Genomic DNA, 16325 nt, shown 5'->3' with positions numbered 1-16325 from the left:
GATGTCGAGGGTTCTGGAAGCACCGACTCCGCGTCGGAAGCGGCAGCAGGCGCATCTACGTGCGCTCGAGTCGGAGATCACGCCCGCGGTCAAGTCTCTGGTCGAGACTTTGGGCAAGGCGCTGGTGGCTGTGATCGTGAATCGTGACGTGAAGACCGTGACTCGCTGGGTTGCTGGGCAGGGCCCGCGTGGTGATGATGAGCAGCGCCGGGTCATCGACACGCTGCAGATCGTCGAGTTGCTGCTTTCCGGCGATTCGCCCTCCGTGGTGCGGGCATGGTTCATGGGAATGAACCCGCAGCTGGACGACGAGAACCCTGCCGAGGTCCTTGCCGCCGGTCGTGCTCGCGAAGTGATGGCGGCGGCCCGGGCGTTTGTGAATGCGGACTGACGTGCGAACTGTGCGGTTCGCGCACGGTTACGCATTGTCGCTGGGGCGCGGCCGCCGTGCCTGCCCGCCCTATTCTGATCGATCCGCCTGCCCGGATGGTGCGGGTTGAACGGCTGGAGCCAGCCTTGCGGTACTCACGGATTACCGCCGAGACCGCTGGCCTGGATCGCTCCGGAAACCGATTCGATGTACCCGGTGCGGGTGTGTTGTACGCCGCCAGCACCGAGCAGGGAGCATTCGCGGAGACAACCGCGCACTTTCGCCGAAGCGCCTCCGTTCTTGAACGGATGGCGAAGGCTGGGGCCACCGTTGACGAACTGCAGATTCCGTCTGTGGACGCATCGTGGCGTGCGACGCGGGTTGTTCGCAGTCTTTGCACGCGGGAGGCGCTGCCGTTTGTTGACATTGAGGCAGCACAGACTCACACCTACCTGACCGAGCATGCCCGCTCGGTGCTGTTGAGTCTGGGTGTTCCGGTGCTGGACGTTCCTGCCGTGAGCGGACATTCGCGGCGACTTACCCGTGGCCTGGCGACCTGGATCTATCAGGCCAGAGACGACGCCGGCGAGCCGCTGTATGGCGGCATCCGCTACTTGTCGAAGCTCAGTAACGAATACGAGTGCTGGGCGATCTTTGATGGGACTACTGTCGAGGCTCTTGGCGAGCGTCGGATTACGATCGATGATCCGGATCTGGTTGCCGTGACGGCTCGCCACGGGATCCCGCTCACCTAGCAACCGTCATGCCTGAGGAGTTAGCTCGGCCCCGATGCGCCGCAGCCGGGGCCGAGCAACTGTGTGAAACAGCGTTGATCGTTACAAGCTGGCGATGAGGTCGGCGCAGGCCTGTTCGCAGCGTCGACAGACCTCAGCACAGATTCGGCAGTGTTCGTGCATCTCCGCGTGCTTGTCGCACTCGTCGGCGCAGGCCTTGCATACGGTGCGGCACGACTCAAGGGCGGCCCGGGTGACGTTGGCGTCGTATCCGGTGTGGCGTGAGAGGACGGCACCGGTGGAGGTGCAGATGTCGGCGCAGTCCAGATCGGTGCGGATGCACTTGACCAGCTCGGCGACCATTTCTTCGCTCAAGCAGGCGTCGGCGCAGGCGGTGCAGGCTTGGGCGCATTCGACGCACGCGTCGATGCACGCGACCAGCTTCTCTCGATCGACTCCACCGAGATCGGCCGGATACGTGTCGAGCATTTGTTGGGCAGTGGACATAGTGTTCCCTCTTTCTGATCGGTCCCGCCTGCGCCCGTGACGCTACTCCCGAGACAGCCCTTCCCGGCACCCCCAAGCTCGACCTGCGAACTTGCGGAAATACCGTCGGGGGGTATTATCATTGTCACGTATAGATACCCTTATGGGGTATCGAGATTTTATGGAGGACTGATGGCAACGATCGAGTATCAGGTGACGGGGATGACCTGCGAGCACTGCGAGCGAGCAGTGACCGAGGAAGTCACCAAGGTATCTGGGGTGAGCACCGTCGCGGTGTCTGCCGGCGATGGTGTGCTGCAGGTGTCTTCGGAGGCCGGAGTTCAGGATGACGACATCCTTGCTGCGGTCGAAGAGGCCGGATACAGCGCCACCCGCAAGTAGTCCCGAACCCGAATCTGCAAGGAGCGTCGTTATGACCAGTTCTTCCTCCCCTGCCGGTGCGCGCGCCGACGTTGAACTCGAGGTCGGCGGTATGACCTGCGCTTCCTGCGCGATGCGGATCGAGAAAAAGCTGAACCGGCTAGAGGGCGTGAGCGCAACGGTCAACTACGCCACCGAGAAGGCCCGGGTAAGCCTGCCCGACGGCATGGATGTGCACGCGGTCATCGCCGAAGTGGAGAAGACCGGGTACACGGCCGTCCTGCCACAGCCGGCCGAGCCCGCTGTCGCTGACTCCGGTGACCCGGAGCTGAAGGGGCTTCGGAACCGGCTAATAGGCAGTGTGCTGCTTTCGGTGCCGGTGATCGTTTTGGCGATGGTCCCGGCGTTGCAGTTCACCTACTGGCAGTGGCTGTCCTTGACGTTGGCGGCGCCGGTGGTGGTGTGGGGGGCCTGGCCATTCCACAAGGCCGCCCTGACCAACGCCCGGCACGGCGCCGCCACCATGGACACCCTGGTCTCCCTCGGGACGCTGGCAGCGTTCGCGTGGTCGCTGTACGCGCTGTTCTTTGGAACCGCCGGCATGCCCGGCATGACACACGGGTTCTCCTTCACCGTCGCCCCAACCGACGGGGCGGGAAACATCTACTTGGAGGTCGCCTCCGGGGTGACCATGTTCGTTCTCGCCGGCCGTTACTTCGAGAAGCGTTCCAAGCGGCAAGCCGGAGCCGCATTGCGTGCCCTGCTGGATCTCGGAGCGAAGGACGTCGGGGTGATCCGCGACGGGCACGAGGTCCGGGTGCCGATCGACTCGGTCAAGGTCGGCGACGAGTTCGTTGTGCGACCCGGAGAAAAGGTGGCAACAGACGGTGTCGTCATCGAAGGCGCCAGCGCCATCGACATGTCCTTGCTGACCGGTGAATCTGTTCCAGTCGAGGTGACCGAGGGCGACCCAGTGACGGGTGCGACGGTCAACGCCGGCGGCCGGCTGCTGGTGCGAGCCACCCGGGTCGGAGCCGACACGCAGCTCGCCCAGATGGCCCGACTGGTGGAGGATGCACAATCCGGCAAGGCCGACGTGCAGCGCCTCGCCGACCGGATCTCCGGCGTGTTTGTGCCGATCGTCCTCGGCATCGCCCTGCTGACCCTTGCCGGCTGGTTGCTGACCGGCCATCCCGCGGCCGCGGCGTTCACGGCGGCCGTGGCCGTGCTGATCATCGCCTGCCCGTGCGCGCTGGGTCTCGCGACCCCGACCGCCCTGCTCGTGGGCACCGGTCGCGGTGCCCAGTTGGGCATCCTGATCAAGGGACCGGAGGTGCTGGAATCCACCCGAACAGTGGACACCATCGTCTTGGACAAGACCGGGACCGTCACCACCGGCAAGATGTCGCTGGTCGATGTGATCACCACCGCTGAGGTGAGCGAGGACGAGCTGCTGCGCCTGGCCGGCACGGTCGAGAACGCGTCCGAACACCCGATCGCTCAGGCCATCGCCCGCGCTGCCATTGACCGGGTCGGCCCACTCCCCACACCCGACTCCTTCAGCAACATCGAGGGCCGAGGAGTGCAAGGCACCGTCGGGAAGCACCTAGTGCTGGTTGGACGAGATTCACTGCTTCACGACTGGTCACTCCCCCTCCCCCCTGCCCTGGCGCAGGCCAAGACCGCTGCCGAAGCGGCCGGGCAAACGGTGGTCTGCGTCGCCTGGGACGGCGCCGCTCGAGGCCTGCTGGTCGTCGCGGATGCGATCAAGCCGACCAGCGCCGAAGCCGTCGCAGCGTTCAAACAGCTCGGGCTCACCCCCATCCTGCTCACCGGTGACAACACCGTCGTCGCCCGCCAGGTTGCCCAACAGGCCGGCATTGACCAGGTGATCGCCGAGGTTCTGCCCAAGGACAAGGCCGAGATCATCGCCGGCCTCCAGGCCGACGGAAAGATCGTCGCCATGGTGGGTGACGGGGTGAACGATGCCGCCGCCCTCGCCACGGCCGACCTCGGTTTGGCGATGGGGACCGGAACGGACGTCGCCATCGAGGCCGCCGACATCACCTTGGTGCGCGGGGATCTACGCGCCGCAGCCGACGCCGTCCGCCTCGCCCGCCGCACCCTGGCCACCATCAAGGGCAACCTGTTCTGGGCCTTCGCCTACAACGTCGCCGCTCTCCCGCTGGCAGCCTTCGGCTTGCTGAACCCGATGATCGCCGGAGCGGCGATGGCGTTCTCCAGCGTGTTCGTGGTCAGCAACAGCCTGCGTCTGCGCGGCTTCCGCGCACGGATCAGCGCACCCACACCGACCACCGCCCGATCCCGGACCCTTCAATCCGCCTAACCACCGACAGAAACAGAAAAGGACGACCTCGATGAGCGACAGCTGCTGCAGCACCGACTCCGCCCACCAGAACACCACCATGCCAGCAGGGGCAACAAACCTGCTCGGCACCGGCACCGGCACCGACGACCTCACCGAATGCGTGGTGATGAAGGGTGCCACCGTCAGCAAGGCCAAAGCGGAAGCCGCCGGCCTGTTCCGCGACCACAACGGGCAGCGGTACTGGTTCTGTTGCGCCGGCTGCGCCCCGAAGTTTGACGCCAACCCGGCCGCCTACGTGGCGGCATAACACGCGACCTGCCTGCCAGGCGCACCGAATACCCCGTATCGGAAGGTCAGCATCATGAGCGACCAGTACTCGCATGACCACGGACACACCGCAAGCACCCACACACACCCCGATCACACAACCGACGAGCACGCCGGCGCGCTACCCGCTGATAGCCACGCCGGGCACGACATGTCCGGCCACGCCGGCATGTCCGGGCACGACGGGATGTCCGGTAACGCCGGGCACGGCGGAATGTCCGGGCACGCGGGACATGGGGATCACGTCGGCCAGTTCCGTCGGCTGTTTTGGATCATGCTGGTGCTAGCCATCCCGGTTGTCGCCTTCTCCGGCATGTTCGCGATGATCCTGGGGTACTCGCTGCCGGACGCCGCCTGGGTGGCCTGGGTCTCCCCGCTTCTGGGAACCGTGATGTACGTGTGGGGCGGCCGCCCCTTCCTCACCGGTGCCGTCAGTGAGCTCCGCTCGCTGAAGCCCGGCATGATGCTGCTGATCGCCCTGGCAATCACCGTCGCCTTCCTCGCCTCCTGGGGGGCGAGCCTGGGGATCCTGGACCACGAACTGGATTTCTGGTGGGAACTGGCGCTGCTGATCGTGATCATGCTGCTGGGGCACTGGATCGAAATGCGGTCGCTGGCGCAAACCACCTCCGCCCTGGATTCACTGGCAGCACTGCTGCCGGATGAAGCCGAACGGGTCGAAGGGGAGACCACCGTCTCGGTGGCCCCGTCCGAGCTGCAGGTGGGCGACGTCGTCGTCGTCCGGCCGGGCGGACGCATCCCGGCCGATGGCCGCATCGTGTCGGGCTCGGCGAGCATGGACGAGTCGATGATCACCGGCGAATCCCGCACCGTCCGCCGCGACAGGAGCGACCCGGTGATCGCCGGGACCGTTGCCACCGATTCTGGCCTCCGCGTGGAGATCACCGCCGTCGGCGAGGACACCGCCTTGGCCGGCATCCAACGGTTGGTCGCTGACGCCCAGAACTCCTCCTCCCGGGCGCAACGCATCGCCGACACGGCGGCGGCGTGGTTGTTCTGGTTCGCTCTCGGATCGGCGGTCATCACCGCGCTCGTGTGGACCATGATCGGCCTGCCGGATGACGCGGTCGTCAGAACAATCACCGTGTTGGTCATCGCCTGCCCGCACGCCCTCGGTCTGGCCATCCCGCTGGTCGTCTCCATCGCCACCGAACGCGCCGCCCGCGGTGGCGTGCTGGTCAAAGATCGGCTGGCGTTGGAGAGCATGCGCACCGTGGACACGGTGCTGTTCGATAAGACCGGGACCCTCACCAAGGGTGAGCCCACCGTCACCGCCATCGAAACCACCCGTGAGAGCGAGGACACGGTTCTTGCGCTGGCAGCATCCGCGGAATCCGACTCCGAGCACCCGTTGGCGCGCGCCATCGTCAACGCCGCCACAGCCCGCCACCTGACGATCAGCCCGGCGACCGGTTTCGAATCCTCCCCCGCGGTCGGGGTGTCTGCGACCGTCGACGGACACAACATCCAAGTCGGCGGGCCGAACCTGCTGGAGCAAGCCGGGACAGCCGAGCTCCCCGTCGCCGATCAGTGGCGACAGGATGGGGCGATCATCCTGCACGTAGTGGTCGATGGGGAAGTCGCTGGCGCGTTCAAACTCGCCGATGAGATCCGTCAAGAATCCCGGCAGGCCGTCGACGCGCTGCACCGGCAGAACGTGCACGTTGTCATGATCACCGGCGACGCGGACGCTGTGGCCAAGTCGGTGGCCGGGGAACTTGGCATCGACCGGTACTTCGCCGGTGTGCGCCCGGAGGACAAGTCCGCGAAAGTGAAGGAACTGCAAGCCGAAGGCCGCAAGGTGGCCATGGTCGGCGACGGCGTCAACGACGCGCCCGCGTTGGCGCAAGCAGATGTCGGAATCGCCATCGGCGCCGGCACTGATGTTGCCATCGCCTCCGCCGGCGTCATCCTGGCCAGCGACGACCCCCGATCGGTGCTCTCGGTCATCGAGCTCTCGAGAGCCAGCTACCGGAAGATGAAGCAGAACCTGTGGTGGGCCGCCGGGTACAACCTGATCTCCGTCCCGCTGGCCGCCGGAGTGCTCGCCCCCATCGGGTTCGTACTGCCCATGTCCGTCGGTGCGATCCTGATGTCGCTGTCCACGATCGTCGTAGCGTTGAACGCTCAGCTGCTTCGCCGCCTGGACTTGCGCCCCGAAACCAGCGCACGAGCGGCGCAACAACCGCAGGCCAGCCGGCCCGCACCCAAACTCACCACCCGAACCTGACAGATGGAACCCAAAATGAACGACACAACCCTCACGGAACACCCGCACGAACACGGGTACATCACCGACAAGGACAGCTACCGGCGTCGCCTGAGCCGCATCGAGGGGCAAGCCCGCGGGATCGCCCGGATGGTCGATGAGGAGCAGTACTGCATCGACATCCTCACCCAGATCTCCGCACTCACCTCCGCCCTGAAAAGCGTTGCCGTGAACCTGGTCGATGACCACCTCAAGCACTGCGTCACCGACGCCGTGCTGCTCGGCGGCGACGAAGGGGCAGCGAAGATCAAGGAAGCCAGCGACGCCATCGCACGACTGGTGAAGTCCTAACCAGAAAACACCCCCTGGGTGTATCCAGCAGGCCGCGCTACCCTAGGCGGGGTTCCCGGAAAATTGAGGTCGGAGGTGTCGTGGTCAGCAACAGCATCCGCCTGCCACGACTGGCTCCGCTGCAGCGCGTAGTCATGCTCCTGCTCGCCGTCACCGGCACCCTTATCGGCCTCCTGGCGATGCACACCTTGACCACGGTCACCGGCGACCACACCAGCCACCATGCAACCGCCATCAACGTCGACGGCGCTCCCGCGACCCTCGTCGACCACCACGCGATGAGCGATTCGGGTATGACTGGCGGCGCCGTCATGACCGACACCAACACCTCCAACGATGCCCACGGGGTTGGCGACTGCAACGGCATGTGCGAGCCCGGACACACCATGGCCAACATGGCCTGCCTGCTCGCGCTGCTGATCCTCACCCTCATCCTGACCCTGCGCGTAATCACAACACGGTCCGGCAACGCGCTGCACCGATTGATCGCCGCGCTCACCGCAACACTCCCGGCAGTTCTGGCACCGCCTGCTCCACCGTCTCTACACGTTCTCTCGATCAGCCGAACCTGATTGCTCCCGCCCCGGGCTTGCCCGGGCAACCGCCGACCCGTCCAACGGTCGGGCCGGGAACAATCCTTTTCAAGCAAGAGAGAAGCATTCGCTATGAAGCTGAAGACGATAGCGCTCGCCTCGGGCGTCCTCGCGACCGCATTGGTCCTCGCCGGCTGCTCCGGCACCCCGAGCGGCGGGCACTCTGGCATGGAGATGGGAGGCTCGTCGACCACCGCAACCACTGCCAGCGGGCACAACGACGCCGACATTTCGTTTGCGCAGAACATGGTCATGCACCACAAGCAGGCCATCGAAATGTCCGACATGGTGCTGGGCAAAACCGGCGTCAACGCCAGGGTCACCGACCTCGCCCAAAAGATCAAGGACGCCCAGCAGCCCGAAATCGACACGATGAACGGATGGCTGCAGTCGTGGGGTGGGTCCGGCAGCATGTCCGGCCACGACATGGGCGGAATGATGTCCGACTCGGACATGGCAGCCCTGAAAGACGCCTCCGGCGCCGACGCAGGAAAACTCTTCCTCACCCAGATGGTGCAGCACCACCAGGGCGCCATCAACATGGCGAACCAGGAAGTAAAGACGGGAAAGAACACGGACGCTGTGGCCCTGGCGAAGAAGATCGTCACCGATCAGACCGCCGAAATCGCCACCATGCAGAGCCTGCTGGCCAGCCTCTAGTCCGTCCCACCCACGCGGGTGTCGTCGCGACCCCACAGTCCCCCCTGCAGCGGCGGCACCCGCCCTATCCTCTGCGCCGTGCGCGCACGGAATTGAGCCATGGCCAATACGTCATACTCCCTCCCCGACCCGCGACGGCGGGACCTGCGAGCCAAGCAGACACGACGGGCCCGAGCAGTGCGCAGCGAGCGGCCGCGGCCGCGCTCCTCCACCGCCCATATCAGGCGATTCAGGCTGCGGTCCCTGCTGGCCGGAACCGCCGCCGCCTTACTCGTGGCGCCGTTCGCGATTCCGGCATTTGCTGACACCGGCGAACCCGACGCCGTCCCCGTCATTCGAACACTGGAAGGGGCGCAGACCGTCACCATCGACGCTGGTGCGAGCATCGGCGCGATCGCCCGCGAGCAGTTCTCGGTGACCACGCCACCGCCGCCCAAACCCGTCCTGCCTTCCGCGCCCCGCGGGTACACGTCGACCGCCGAGACGTTCACCAACAATCCGGACTCCGCCGTGCAATGGCCCTTTACTCAAGGCGTCCCCATCAGCGACGGTTTCGGGTACCGGAACGCCCCCTGCGCGGGTTGTTCCTCGCTCCATCAGGGTCTCGATATGAATCCTGGCGCCGGCACACCGATCCAGATCATCGCCGACGGCGTCGTTGCCGAAGTCGGCAATCCCAGCGGGGAGCTCGGCGTGTACGCGATCGTCGACCACGCCATCGACGGCCAAAGGGTCAGCAGCCTCTACGCACACATGCTCTCCGGCTCACTGCGGGTACAGGTCGGCGACCAGGTGAAGGTCACCGACATCGTCGGCCAGGTCGGCAACACCGGCATGAGCACCGGCGCGCATCTCCATTTCGGCATTCTCATCGACGGCGTCGCCGTCGACCCCTTCCCCTTCATGAAAGCAAAGGTCGGTTCGTGAAAGCCACAACCCGAAAGCAAACCCTCAGCTCCGCGCTCACTATCGCAACACTCTTAGCGCTCACCGGCTGCTCCCAAGCTCCCGCTACCGCGTCGATGTCGGCGCTCGAGCATGTACACGGGTTAGGCGTGGACCCTGGCTCCGGCGACCTGCTCGCCGCCACTCATCAAGGGGTCTGGAGGGTGCAAGCCTCCGGCTTAGGCGCCGGCTTCTCAACCCGCCCAACCGCTCGGATCGGGGAAGGCACCCAAGACACCATGGGGTTCACGATCATCGCCCCCGGCCGAATGCTCGCTTCCGGCCATCCCGACCCGGTGAACAACCCTGAGGGCGACCCGGGCAACCTGGGGCTCATCGAAAGCACCGACGCCGCTCATAGTTGGAAACCTGTTTCGCTGAGAGGCGAAGCCGACTTCCACGACCTCACGGCTGCACCGTTGCCCGACAACGCACAGCGAATCTACGGATACTCAGGCGGCACGATCCGGGTAAGTGACGACAGCGGTCACACCTGGCGAGATGGAGCGACGCTTGCGTTGCCCCGGCTGGCCGTTGACCCAACCGACGCAGCCACCGTCTATGCCACCACGGAGACGGGACTGAAGATCAGCCACGACGCTGGCTTCACATTCGCCCCGGTCGCGGACGCGCCGCCCCTGTTCCTCCTGGAAGCAACATCGGATAGCGCTAACCGGATGTGGGTGTGGACACACAAAACGCCCACCTGGGTCCTCGGAGACGACAATCGCTGGCAAAAACGCGAGGAATTTGTCTCCCTACCCGAATCGATCTGAAGCAAGGAATCTTCATGAATCACATTCCGGCTAAACCTCCCACAGAAGCGCCGTTGCACATTCTCCGCCTGCCCGCCGGCGCCGAGGCTCACGTAGTGCGCGGAAGCAGTGGGCCAGAGTCGCAGCACCTCGCTGAGGTCTGCCAGGCCGAATCGGCGGCGAGTCTCCTGGTCGCTATGACCGATGCGGGGGAAGCGTGATGCCCGCCTACCGTCTCAGCTCTCGCCTCCTCCTGCCCATCGCAGCCATGGCCGCGGCGACGGCGCTCGTCCTGACCGGCTGCACCGCGAACGACAGCCTGGCCACCCAGTACCGCTCCGGAAACGGGCAGAACTACATCGCCGGCGACGGCACGGTGAGCGAGTACGCCGCCGCCAACCGGGGAGCGCCCGTCTCGTTCACCGGCACGCTGCAGGACGGCAGCACCGTCAGCTCGGCGAAGTACGCCGGTAAGGTCCTCGTCGTGAACTTCTGGTACGCCGGCTGCCCGCCCTGCCGAGTGGAGGCTCCGATGCTCCAGTCGCTCAGTCAGAAGTACGCGGACCGGGGTGTCGCCTTCCTCGGGGTGAACCTCTACGACTCCGCGCAGACAGCGGCGAGCTTCGAGAAGGACAAGGGCGTCACGTACCCGTCGGTGCTCGACCGCGACAGCGGTTCGGTCCTCCTCGCGTTCAGCAAGACAGTGCCGCCGAAGGCCACGCCAACGACCCTCGTCGTGGACAAGAAGGGCCGCGTCGCCGCGCGCATCCTGGGCGCCATCCCGGACAAGAGCATCCTGGATTCCCTGATCTCCGACGCCGTGGATGAGCACTGAGGTGGGCGACGTCGGTCAGATCGTCTTCAGCGGCCAGCTCCTGGTGGCGCTGCCGATCGCGCTCCTCGCGGGGCTCGTCGCATTCGCGTCCCCGTGCGTGCTGCCGCTGGTGCCCGGCTACCTGGCGTATGTTGGGAGTTTCAGCGACCCGGGGGTCAAGCGGGACCGATCGCGGCTGCTGATCGGCGTTGCCCTGTTCGTCCTCGGGTTCGGCATTGTGTTCATCGCCTACGGGGCCGCCTTCGGGGCTCTCGGCTTCTGGCTGGTGCGCTGGCAGGATGTGGTGGTTCGGATCCTCGGCGCGTTCGTGATCGCGATGGGGCTCGTCTTCATCGGGCAGTTCTCCTTCCTCCAGCGCACCATCAAGCCGTCCTGGCGTCCGGCCACCGGGCTGATCGGTGCACCCGTGCTCGGCATCGTGTTCGGGCTGGGATGGACGCCGTGCATCGGCCCGACCCTCGCAGCCATCAGCGCCCTCAGTGTGGGCAGCGGTTCGCCCTGGCGCGGAGCCCTGCTCGGCCTGTTCTACTGCATCGGCCTCGGCATCCCGTTCCTCCTGGTCGCCCTCGGCTTCGACAGGGTGGCGGGATCCGTCGCTTTCCTGAAGAAACACATTCACGCGATCAATATCATTGGCGGCGGGCTCCTGGTTCTCATCGGCATCCTGATGGTGACCGGTCTGTGGAGCGAGCTCATGTCACAGTTCTTGGCGGTGATCCAAGGTTTTGAGCCGCCCCTCTGATCACATCGATTGGGCCCCGCCGGAGGACCCAGACGCCACGGCCGAAGCTGCGCACGGCCGCCGGGCCGACGCACCACCAGGTACTTCATCCCCGACAACCCGCCGCTTGCCTGCCTCATCGGGCCTGGCCTGGCCCTGATCTAACGACTTAGGCTTGAATCGTGACCGAAAATCTGGCTCAACTGTCGACCGTGTTCCTGTACACGGCGATGGGGCTCTATGCGGCGGCGTTCATCGCTTTCGCGCTCGATCTCGCCCGGCGCGGCGCTCGAGCGACCGCAGTGGAGGCTGCCGTCGTGCCGAGTGCGGTGGCACGACGTGCGGAGGCCGCCGCTCCGGTGGGAGCACCGGCGACCACGGTGACCGGCGGCAGCAGCACTGCGACGCCACCCCCGCCCTCCTCTGCGCTCGGCAGGCTCTCCTCGCGCATCAGCACGCGCGTCGAAGACGATGTGATGAACGGCGCAGGAGGCGGAGCGTCCCTGAAGTGGGCGTTCACTCTGACGATCATCGGCTTCGCGTTCCACCTGGTCGCCGACGTGTTGCGCGGTTTCGCGGCCGCCCGGGTGCCCTGGGCGAACATGTGGGAATTCTCGATGACGGGGACTCTCGTCATCATCGGGGTCTTCCTCATCGCCAACCTGAAATGGCCGATCACCTACGTTGGCACCTTCGTCCTCGGACTGGTTTTGGTGCTGCAAGGCATCGCGCTCCTGCGGTACTACGTGCCGGTCGTGCCCTTGCAGCCGGCGCTGCAGTCGTACTGGCTGGTCATCCACATCATCGTGGCCGTGCTGGGCACGGCGTTCTTCGCCCTCGGGTTCGCACTGTCGGGTCTGCAACTGCTGCAGTACCGGCGGGAGCGGCAGGTGGCGGAGTCGCGCCCTCAGCAGTTCCGGTTCCTGGCGACCCTGCCGAGCTCGGGCGCTTTGGAGAACCTGGCGTATCGGATCAATATCGTCGGCTTCATCGCGTGGACCTTCACGTTGATCGCGGGAGCCATCTGGGCAGCAAGGGCGTGGGGCCGGTACTGGGGGTGGGACACCAAGGAGGTCTGGACCTTCATCATCTGGGTGATCTACGCCGGCTACATCCACGCCCGCGCGACCCGCGGTTGGCGCGGATCCCGTTCGGCCTGGCTGGCGATCATCGGCTTCGCCGCGGTGCTGTTCAACTTCGGCATCGTGAACGTCTTCTTCAAAGGCCTGCACACGTACAGCGGTCTATAGCGGATGCCTTGAACCTTTAGCTGCATCGGTTGAAGCGAGCCGTACAATCAATCCCCGAACAGTTCACCGAGCCAGCCGCCACGCCGCTTGCCAGCGGGGGCATCACCTCTACCGTGATAGCGGCCGGAGCTGTCGGAGCTGCCCCAGTCCCGATCAGCGGGACCGGATGGGGATGACACACCCGGTTCTGATCGCTCGACGATCTTGTCCAACTCTCCCCGATCCAACCACACGCCTCGACACGCTGGGCAGTAATCGATTTCGATCCCTGAGCGTTCCGAAAGGAGAAGAGTCTCTCCGTCAACTGGGCACTTCATGAACCACCATTTTCTGGAGTTAGCTCCGGGATCCAGCTTCCCCGGGTGACGGACGGACGGATCAGGTAGAGCAGCGGTACTCACCTGTGCTGTGCCCGGTGAAGCTACGGTAGCGCAGAGCGAATCGTTCAGCAAAGGATGTATAGTCAGCGTGTGCTGACTATTGCTTCGCGTCTTGATGTCATGAACCGGTTGGGGAGGGCGATGGCTGATCCCACTCGATCGAGGATCCTAATGACGCTCCTGGACCGACCTTCGTACCCCACTGAGCTGGCGCGAGAACTCGACCTTACACGCTCCAACGTTTCAAACCATCTGACGTGTCTGCGCGATTGCGGAATCGTGGTGGCTGAGCCGGAGGGCCGTCAAACGCGTTATGAGATCGCCGATCCTCACCTGGGCCGAGCTCTTGCGTCTCTCATTGACGTGACGCTGGCTGTTGATGAAAACGCGCCGTGCCTCGATCCTGGCTGCTCGACTTGCCACGACGTGGGAATGGAGGAGCAAGCATAATGTCGGTCGCAGGGTCACGGGTCGATGACGTGGACTCCTTCGAGGAGGAGGACGAGGGCGACGGCCCTTGGTGGAGGGACCGAGAAGTCCTCATCCCTATCAGTTCCGGGGCCGCCTTCTTGGCCGGCCTGATCCTCCAATGGACGGGCTTTGAGCTAGCGTCCCTGGTGCTGTTTTGGATCGCGCTGTTGTTGGGTGCCGCAACGTTTGTCCCGGGCGCACTCCGAAAGCTGTTCGGCAAAGGCAGGCTGGGAATCGGCCTTTTGATGAGCATCAGCGCCACGGGTGCAGTAATCCTCGGCTTTGTTGAAGAAGCTGCTGCGCTTGCTTTTTTGTACTCGATCGCTGAAGCGCTCGAGGACAAAGCAATGGACCGTGCACGGGCGGGTTTGCGTGCCTTGCTAAGGCTTGTCCCAGAAACAGCGACGCTGCGCGAAGGGGAACTCATTCGCGAAGTCTCTGCTCGCGAATTGGCGGTCGGCGACTTGTTGCTAGTGCGTCCCGGAGACCGGGTCGCCACAGACGGTGTCGTACGGTCGGGCCGAAGCGCCTTGGATACCTCGGCGATCACGGGGGAGTCGATTCCGGTGGAAGTCTCGGCTGGCGACACGATTTCAGCCGGGTCGATCAACACCTCCGGGGTCTTGGAGGTGGAGGTGAGCGCCGCCGGCACGGATAACTCTTTGACCACAATCGTCCACCTGGTGGAGCAGGCTCAGGCCGATAAAGGGGCGCGGGCTCGACTGGCCGATCGGATCGCCAAGCCGCTTGTTCCCGGCGTGATGATCCTTGCCGTTCTAATCGGGGTCATCGGTTCCTTGTTCGGTGATCCAGAGGTGTGGGTTACCCGGGCCTTAGTGGTGCTGGTTGCTGCGTCACCGTGCGCCCTGGCTATTGCGGTCCCTGTGACGGTTGTGTCGGCGATCGGCGCTGCCAGCAAGTTTGGAGTGGTGATCAAGTCCGGAGCCACCTTCGAACGGTTCGGTGGGGTGCGCCGGTTCGCTGTGGACAAGACGGGAACCCTCACACGCAACCAGCCGACAATCGCACAAGTCATCACGGTCCCTGGAACGGAGCCGGCCGACCTGCTGAGAAGGGCGGCAAGTGTTGAGATGCATAGTAAGCACCCACTTGCGGCCGCCATTGCCGCCAGCCATCCAGACGCGCCCGAAGCTGTCGATGTAACTGAAACAGCCGGACACGGCGTGACGGGTGTCGTGGACGGGATCACAGTATCCATCGGCAGTCCCCGCTGGCTTCCGCCGGGAAAGATGGACCAGGAGGTCAGCGATCTCGAGGGCCAGGGCATGACCGTCGTGATCATTTACTTTGACAATCAGTTCGCTGGAGCGATCGGGGTCCGCGATGAACTGCGTCCGGAAGTGCCAGAGGTGATCGAGTCTCTCCGTGAGCGAGGAGTTGAGGTCACGATGCTGACCGGGGATAACGAAAGGACCGCGCACGCGCTCGCAGCGCAAGCACGGATTCAGGACGTCCGCGCTGAGCTTCGACCCGAAGACAAGGCGGCAGCCGTGGCGACGATGAGCCGCGTCGCTCCAACCGCAATGATCGGCGATGGCATCAATGACGCCCCGGCCCTGGCCGGCGCGGACGTTGGAATCGCGATGGGCGCCACCGGCTCGGATGCCGCCATCGAATCGGCCGACATTGCTTTCACCGGCCATGACCTACGACTCATCCCCCTCGCGCTAGACCATGCACGACGAGGCAGGGCCATCATCAATCAAAACATCCTGCTGTCGTTGCTGATCATCGCCGTGCTGTTGCCGCTGGCGGCATTCGGGATACTTGGGTTGGCGGCGGTCGTACTCGTCCACGAAGTGGCCGAGGTTATCGTCATCCTCAATGGGCTACGGGCCGCCCGCTCGCGGCGACCGCGGTTGGAACCATGATGCGGCGGAAGCGAGGGCCCGCTGCATGACGCAACCAGCACACGCACCTCGACGCTCGCGCGTGGACGTTGTTTCCGGTCGTGCCCGATGGTTGTTGGTTCTCATCACCTTTGTGCTCGGAGCATTAGTGGTAGCCCTGGATCAGTCAACCAAGGAACTTGCGGAAGTGATGCTTACGCCAGGCAACCGGACCCCTCTGATCGGCGATCTCTTCGGCCTACAGCTGACATACAACCCGGGCGGAGCCTTTTCTTTGGGCGCAGGTGCCACCTGGATATTCACCATCGTCTCTGTGATTGCAGCCATTGCCGCGGTCGTCCTAGCGATACGTGTCCGGCGTGCCCGGTGGGCAGTCGTGATCGGCGTTGTCGGAGGCGCCGCAACCTCTCACGCCGCGGATAGGTTATTTCGCTCACCGGGGTTCGGGCGCGGTTACGTTGTGGATTTCCTCGCCTATGGCAACTGGTTCATCGGCAATATCGCTGACATCTGCATCGTCGTGGGCTTGGTCGTCGCGGCCCTGTTCGCGCTCACGAGCACCCGGAACAACGGTAAGGGTCCGCGTGATGCCGCCGACTCGGTGTGAATTGATCCCAATGCTGATCAAGAGAAAGG

Annotated in this window: 19 protein-coding genes; 17 read left to right on the top strand and 2 right to left on the bottom strand. The window is 64.8% G+C overall.

Going from position 1 to position 16325, the window contains the following annotated elements:
- The first annotated feature begins 1 nt into the window (after position 1).
- Entirely contained in the window at positions 2–391 is a 390-nt protein-coding gene (locus P5G59_RS19455; RefSeq protein ID WP_301220677.1) for a hypothetical protein, read from the top strand.
- A gap of 56 nt (positions 392–447) precedes the next feature.
- The gene (locus P5G59_RS19450; protein WP_301220676.1) at positions 448–1125 is read left to right on the top strand and encodes an RES family NAD+ phosphorylase; all 678 of its coding nucleotides are present in this window, start codon (positions 448–450) and stop codon (positions 1123–1125) included.
- Between the two features lie 81 nt (positions 1126–1206).
- Here the strand turns inward: P5G59_RS19450 and P5G59_RS19445 are convergent, their stop codons facing one another.
- A complete protein-coding gene (locus tag P5G59_RS19445; protein ID WP_301220675.1) occupies positions 1207–1611 on the bottom strand; it encodes a four-helix bundle copper-binding protein in 405 nt (134 codons plus the stop codon).
- A gap of 171 nt (positions 1612–1782) precedes the next feature.
- On the opposite strand from P5G59_RS19445, the gene P5G59_RS19440 reads away from it, so the two are divergent.
- The 12 genes from P5G59_RS19440 (at position 1783) to ccsB (ending at position 12967) form a co-directional block, all read left to right on the top strand.
- A complete protein-coding gene (locus P5G59_RS19440; RefSeq protein WP_301220674.1) occupies positions 1783–1992 on the top strand; it encodes a heavy-metal-associated domain-containing protein in 210 nt (69 codons plus the stop codon).
- A gap of 31 nt (positions 1993–2023) precedes the next feature.
- Positions 2024–4318: a heavy metal translocating P-type ATPase gene (locus P5G59_RS19435; RefSeq protein WP_301220673.1), complete on the top strand. Its 2295-nt coding sequence runs from the start codon at positions 2024–2026 to the stop codon at positions 4316–4318.
- A 31-nt stretch (positions 4319–4349) separates the two neighbouring features.
- A complete protein-coding gene (locus P5G59_RS19430; protein ID WP_391508815.1) occupies positions 4350–4607 on the top strand; it encodes a hypothetical protein in 258 nt (85 codons plus the stop codon).
- A 54-nt stretch (positions 4608–4661) separates the two neighbouring features.
- On the top strand, positions 4662–6878 hold the full coding sequence (locus tag P5G59_RS19425) for a heavy metal translocating P-type ATPase (RefSeq protein ID WP_391508814.1): 2217 nt from the start codon (positions 4662–4664) through the stop codon (positions 6876–6878).
- Between the two features lie 15 nt (positions 6879–6893).
- A complete protein-coding gene (locus P5G59_RS19420; RefSeq protein ID WP_301220672.1) occupies positions 6894–7208 on the top strand; it encodes a metal-sensitive transcriptional regulator in 315 nt (104 codons plus the stop codon).
- 80 nt (positions 7209–7288) lie between these two features.
- Positions 7289–7780, top strand: a complete 492-nt coding sequence (locus P5G59_RS19415; protein ID WP_301220671.1) for a DUF6153 family protein — start codon at positions 7289–7291, stop codon at positions 7778–7780.
- Positions 7781–7873: 93 nt separating this feature from the next.
- Positions 7874–8461, top strand: coding sequence for a DUF305 domain-containing protein (locus tag P5G59_RS19410; RefSeq protein ID WP_301220670.1), 588 nt, complete (start codon positions 7874–7876; stop codon positions 8459–8461).
- A 177-nt stretch (positions 8462–8638) separates the two neighbouring features.
- The gene (locus tag P5G59_RS19405) at positions 8639–9388 is read left to right on the top strand and encodes a M23 family metallopeptidase (RefSeq protein WP_301220669.1); all 750 of its coding nucleotides are present in this window, start codon (positions 8639–8641) and stop codon (positions 9386–9388) included.
- A gap of 95 nt (positions 9389–9483) precedes the next feature.
- Entirely contained in the window at positions 9484–10182 is a 699-nt protein-coding gene (locus P5G59_RS19400; protein ID WP_363324718.1) for a F510_1955 family glycosylhydrolase, read from the top strand.
- Between the two features lie 199 nt (positions 10183–10381).
- The gene (locus P5G59_RS19395; RefSeq protein WP_301220667.1) at positions 10382–10996 is read left to right on the top strand and encodes a TlpA disulfide reductase family protein; all 615 of its coding nucleotides are present in this window, start codon (positions 10382–10384) and stop codon (positions 10994–10996) included.
- A gap of 1 nt (position 10997) precedes the next feature.
- Positions 10998–11738, top strand: a complete 741-nt coding sequence (locus P5G59_RS19390; protein ID WP_301220666.1) for a cytochrome c biogenesis CcdA family protein — start codon at positions 10998–11000, stop codon at positions 11736–11738.
- Positions 11739–11899: 161 nt separating this feature from the next.
- Positions 11900–12967, top strand: coding sequence for a c-type cytochrome biogenesis protein CcsB (ccsB, locus tag P5G59_RS19385; RefSeq protein ID WP_301220665.1), 1068 nt, complete (start codon positions 11900–11902; stop codon positions 12965–12967).
- Between the two features lie 47 nt (positions 12968–13014).
- On the opposite strand, the gene P5G59_RS19380 is transcribed toward ccsB, so the two are convergent.
- Positions 13015–13284, bottom strand: coding sequence for a TFIIB-type zinc ribbon-containing protein (locus P5G59_RS19380; RefSeq protein ID WP_301220664.1), 270 nt, complete (start codon positions 13282–13284; stop codon positions 13015–13017).
- A gap of 153 nt (positions 13285–13437) precedes the next feature.
- On the opposite strand from P5G59_RS19380, the gene cmtR reads away from it, so the two are divergent.
- Genes cmtR through P5G59_RS19365 form a run of 3 tightly spaced genes read left to right on the top strand, consistent with a single transcriptional unit; the run spans position 13438 to position 16296 of the window.
- Positions 13438–13797, top strand: coding sequence for a Cd(II)/Pb(II)-sensing metalloregulatory transcriptional regulator CmtR (gene cmtR / locus P5G59_RS19375; RefSeq protein ID WP_301220663.1), 360 nt, complete (start codon positions 13438–13440; stop codon positions 13795–13797).
- Entirely contained in the window at positions 13797–15710 is a 1914-nt protein-coding gene (locus P5G59_RS19370) for a heavy metal translocating P-type ATPase (RefSeq protein ID WP_301220662.1), read from the top strand. The genes cmtR and P5G59_RS19370 overlap by 1 nt, the downstream gene beginning before the upstream one ends.
- A gap of 25 nt (positions 15711–15735) precedes the next feature.
- Complete coding sequence (locus tag P5G59_RS19365; protein ID WP_301220661.1) at positions 15736–16296, top strand: signal peptidase II; 561 nt, start codon at positions 15736–15738, stop codon at positions 16294–16296.
- Positions 16297–16325 lie beyond the last annotated feature (29 nt).

This window comes from Leifsonia virtsii, assembly GCF_030433675.1.
Classification (GTDB): Bacteria; Actinomycetota; Actinomycetes; order Actinomycetales; family Microbacteriaceae; genus Leifsonia; species Leifsonia virtsii.
The sequence above is the reverse complement of the archived record's forward strand: the minus strand, read 5'-3'. Positions and strand labels throughout refer to the sequence as shown.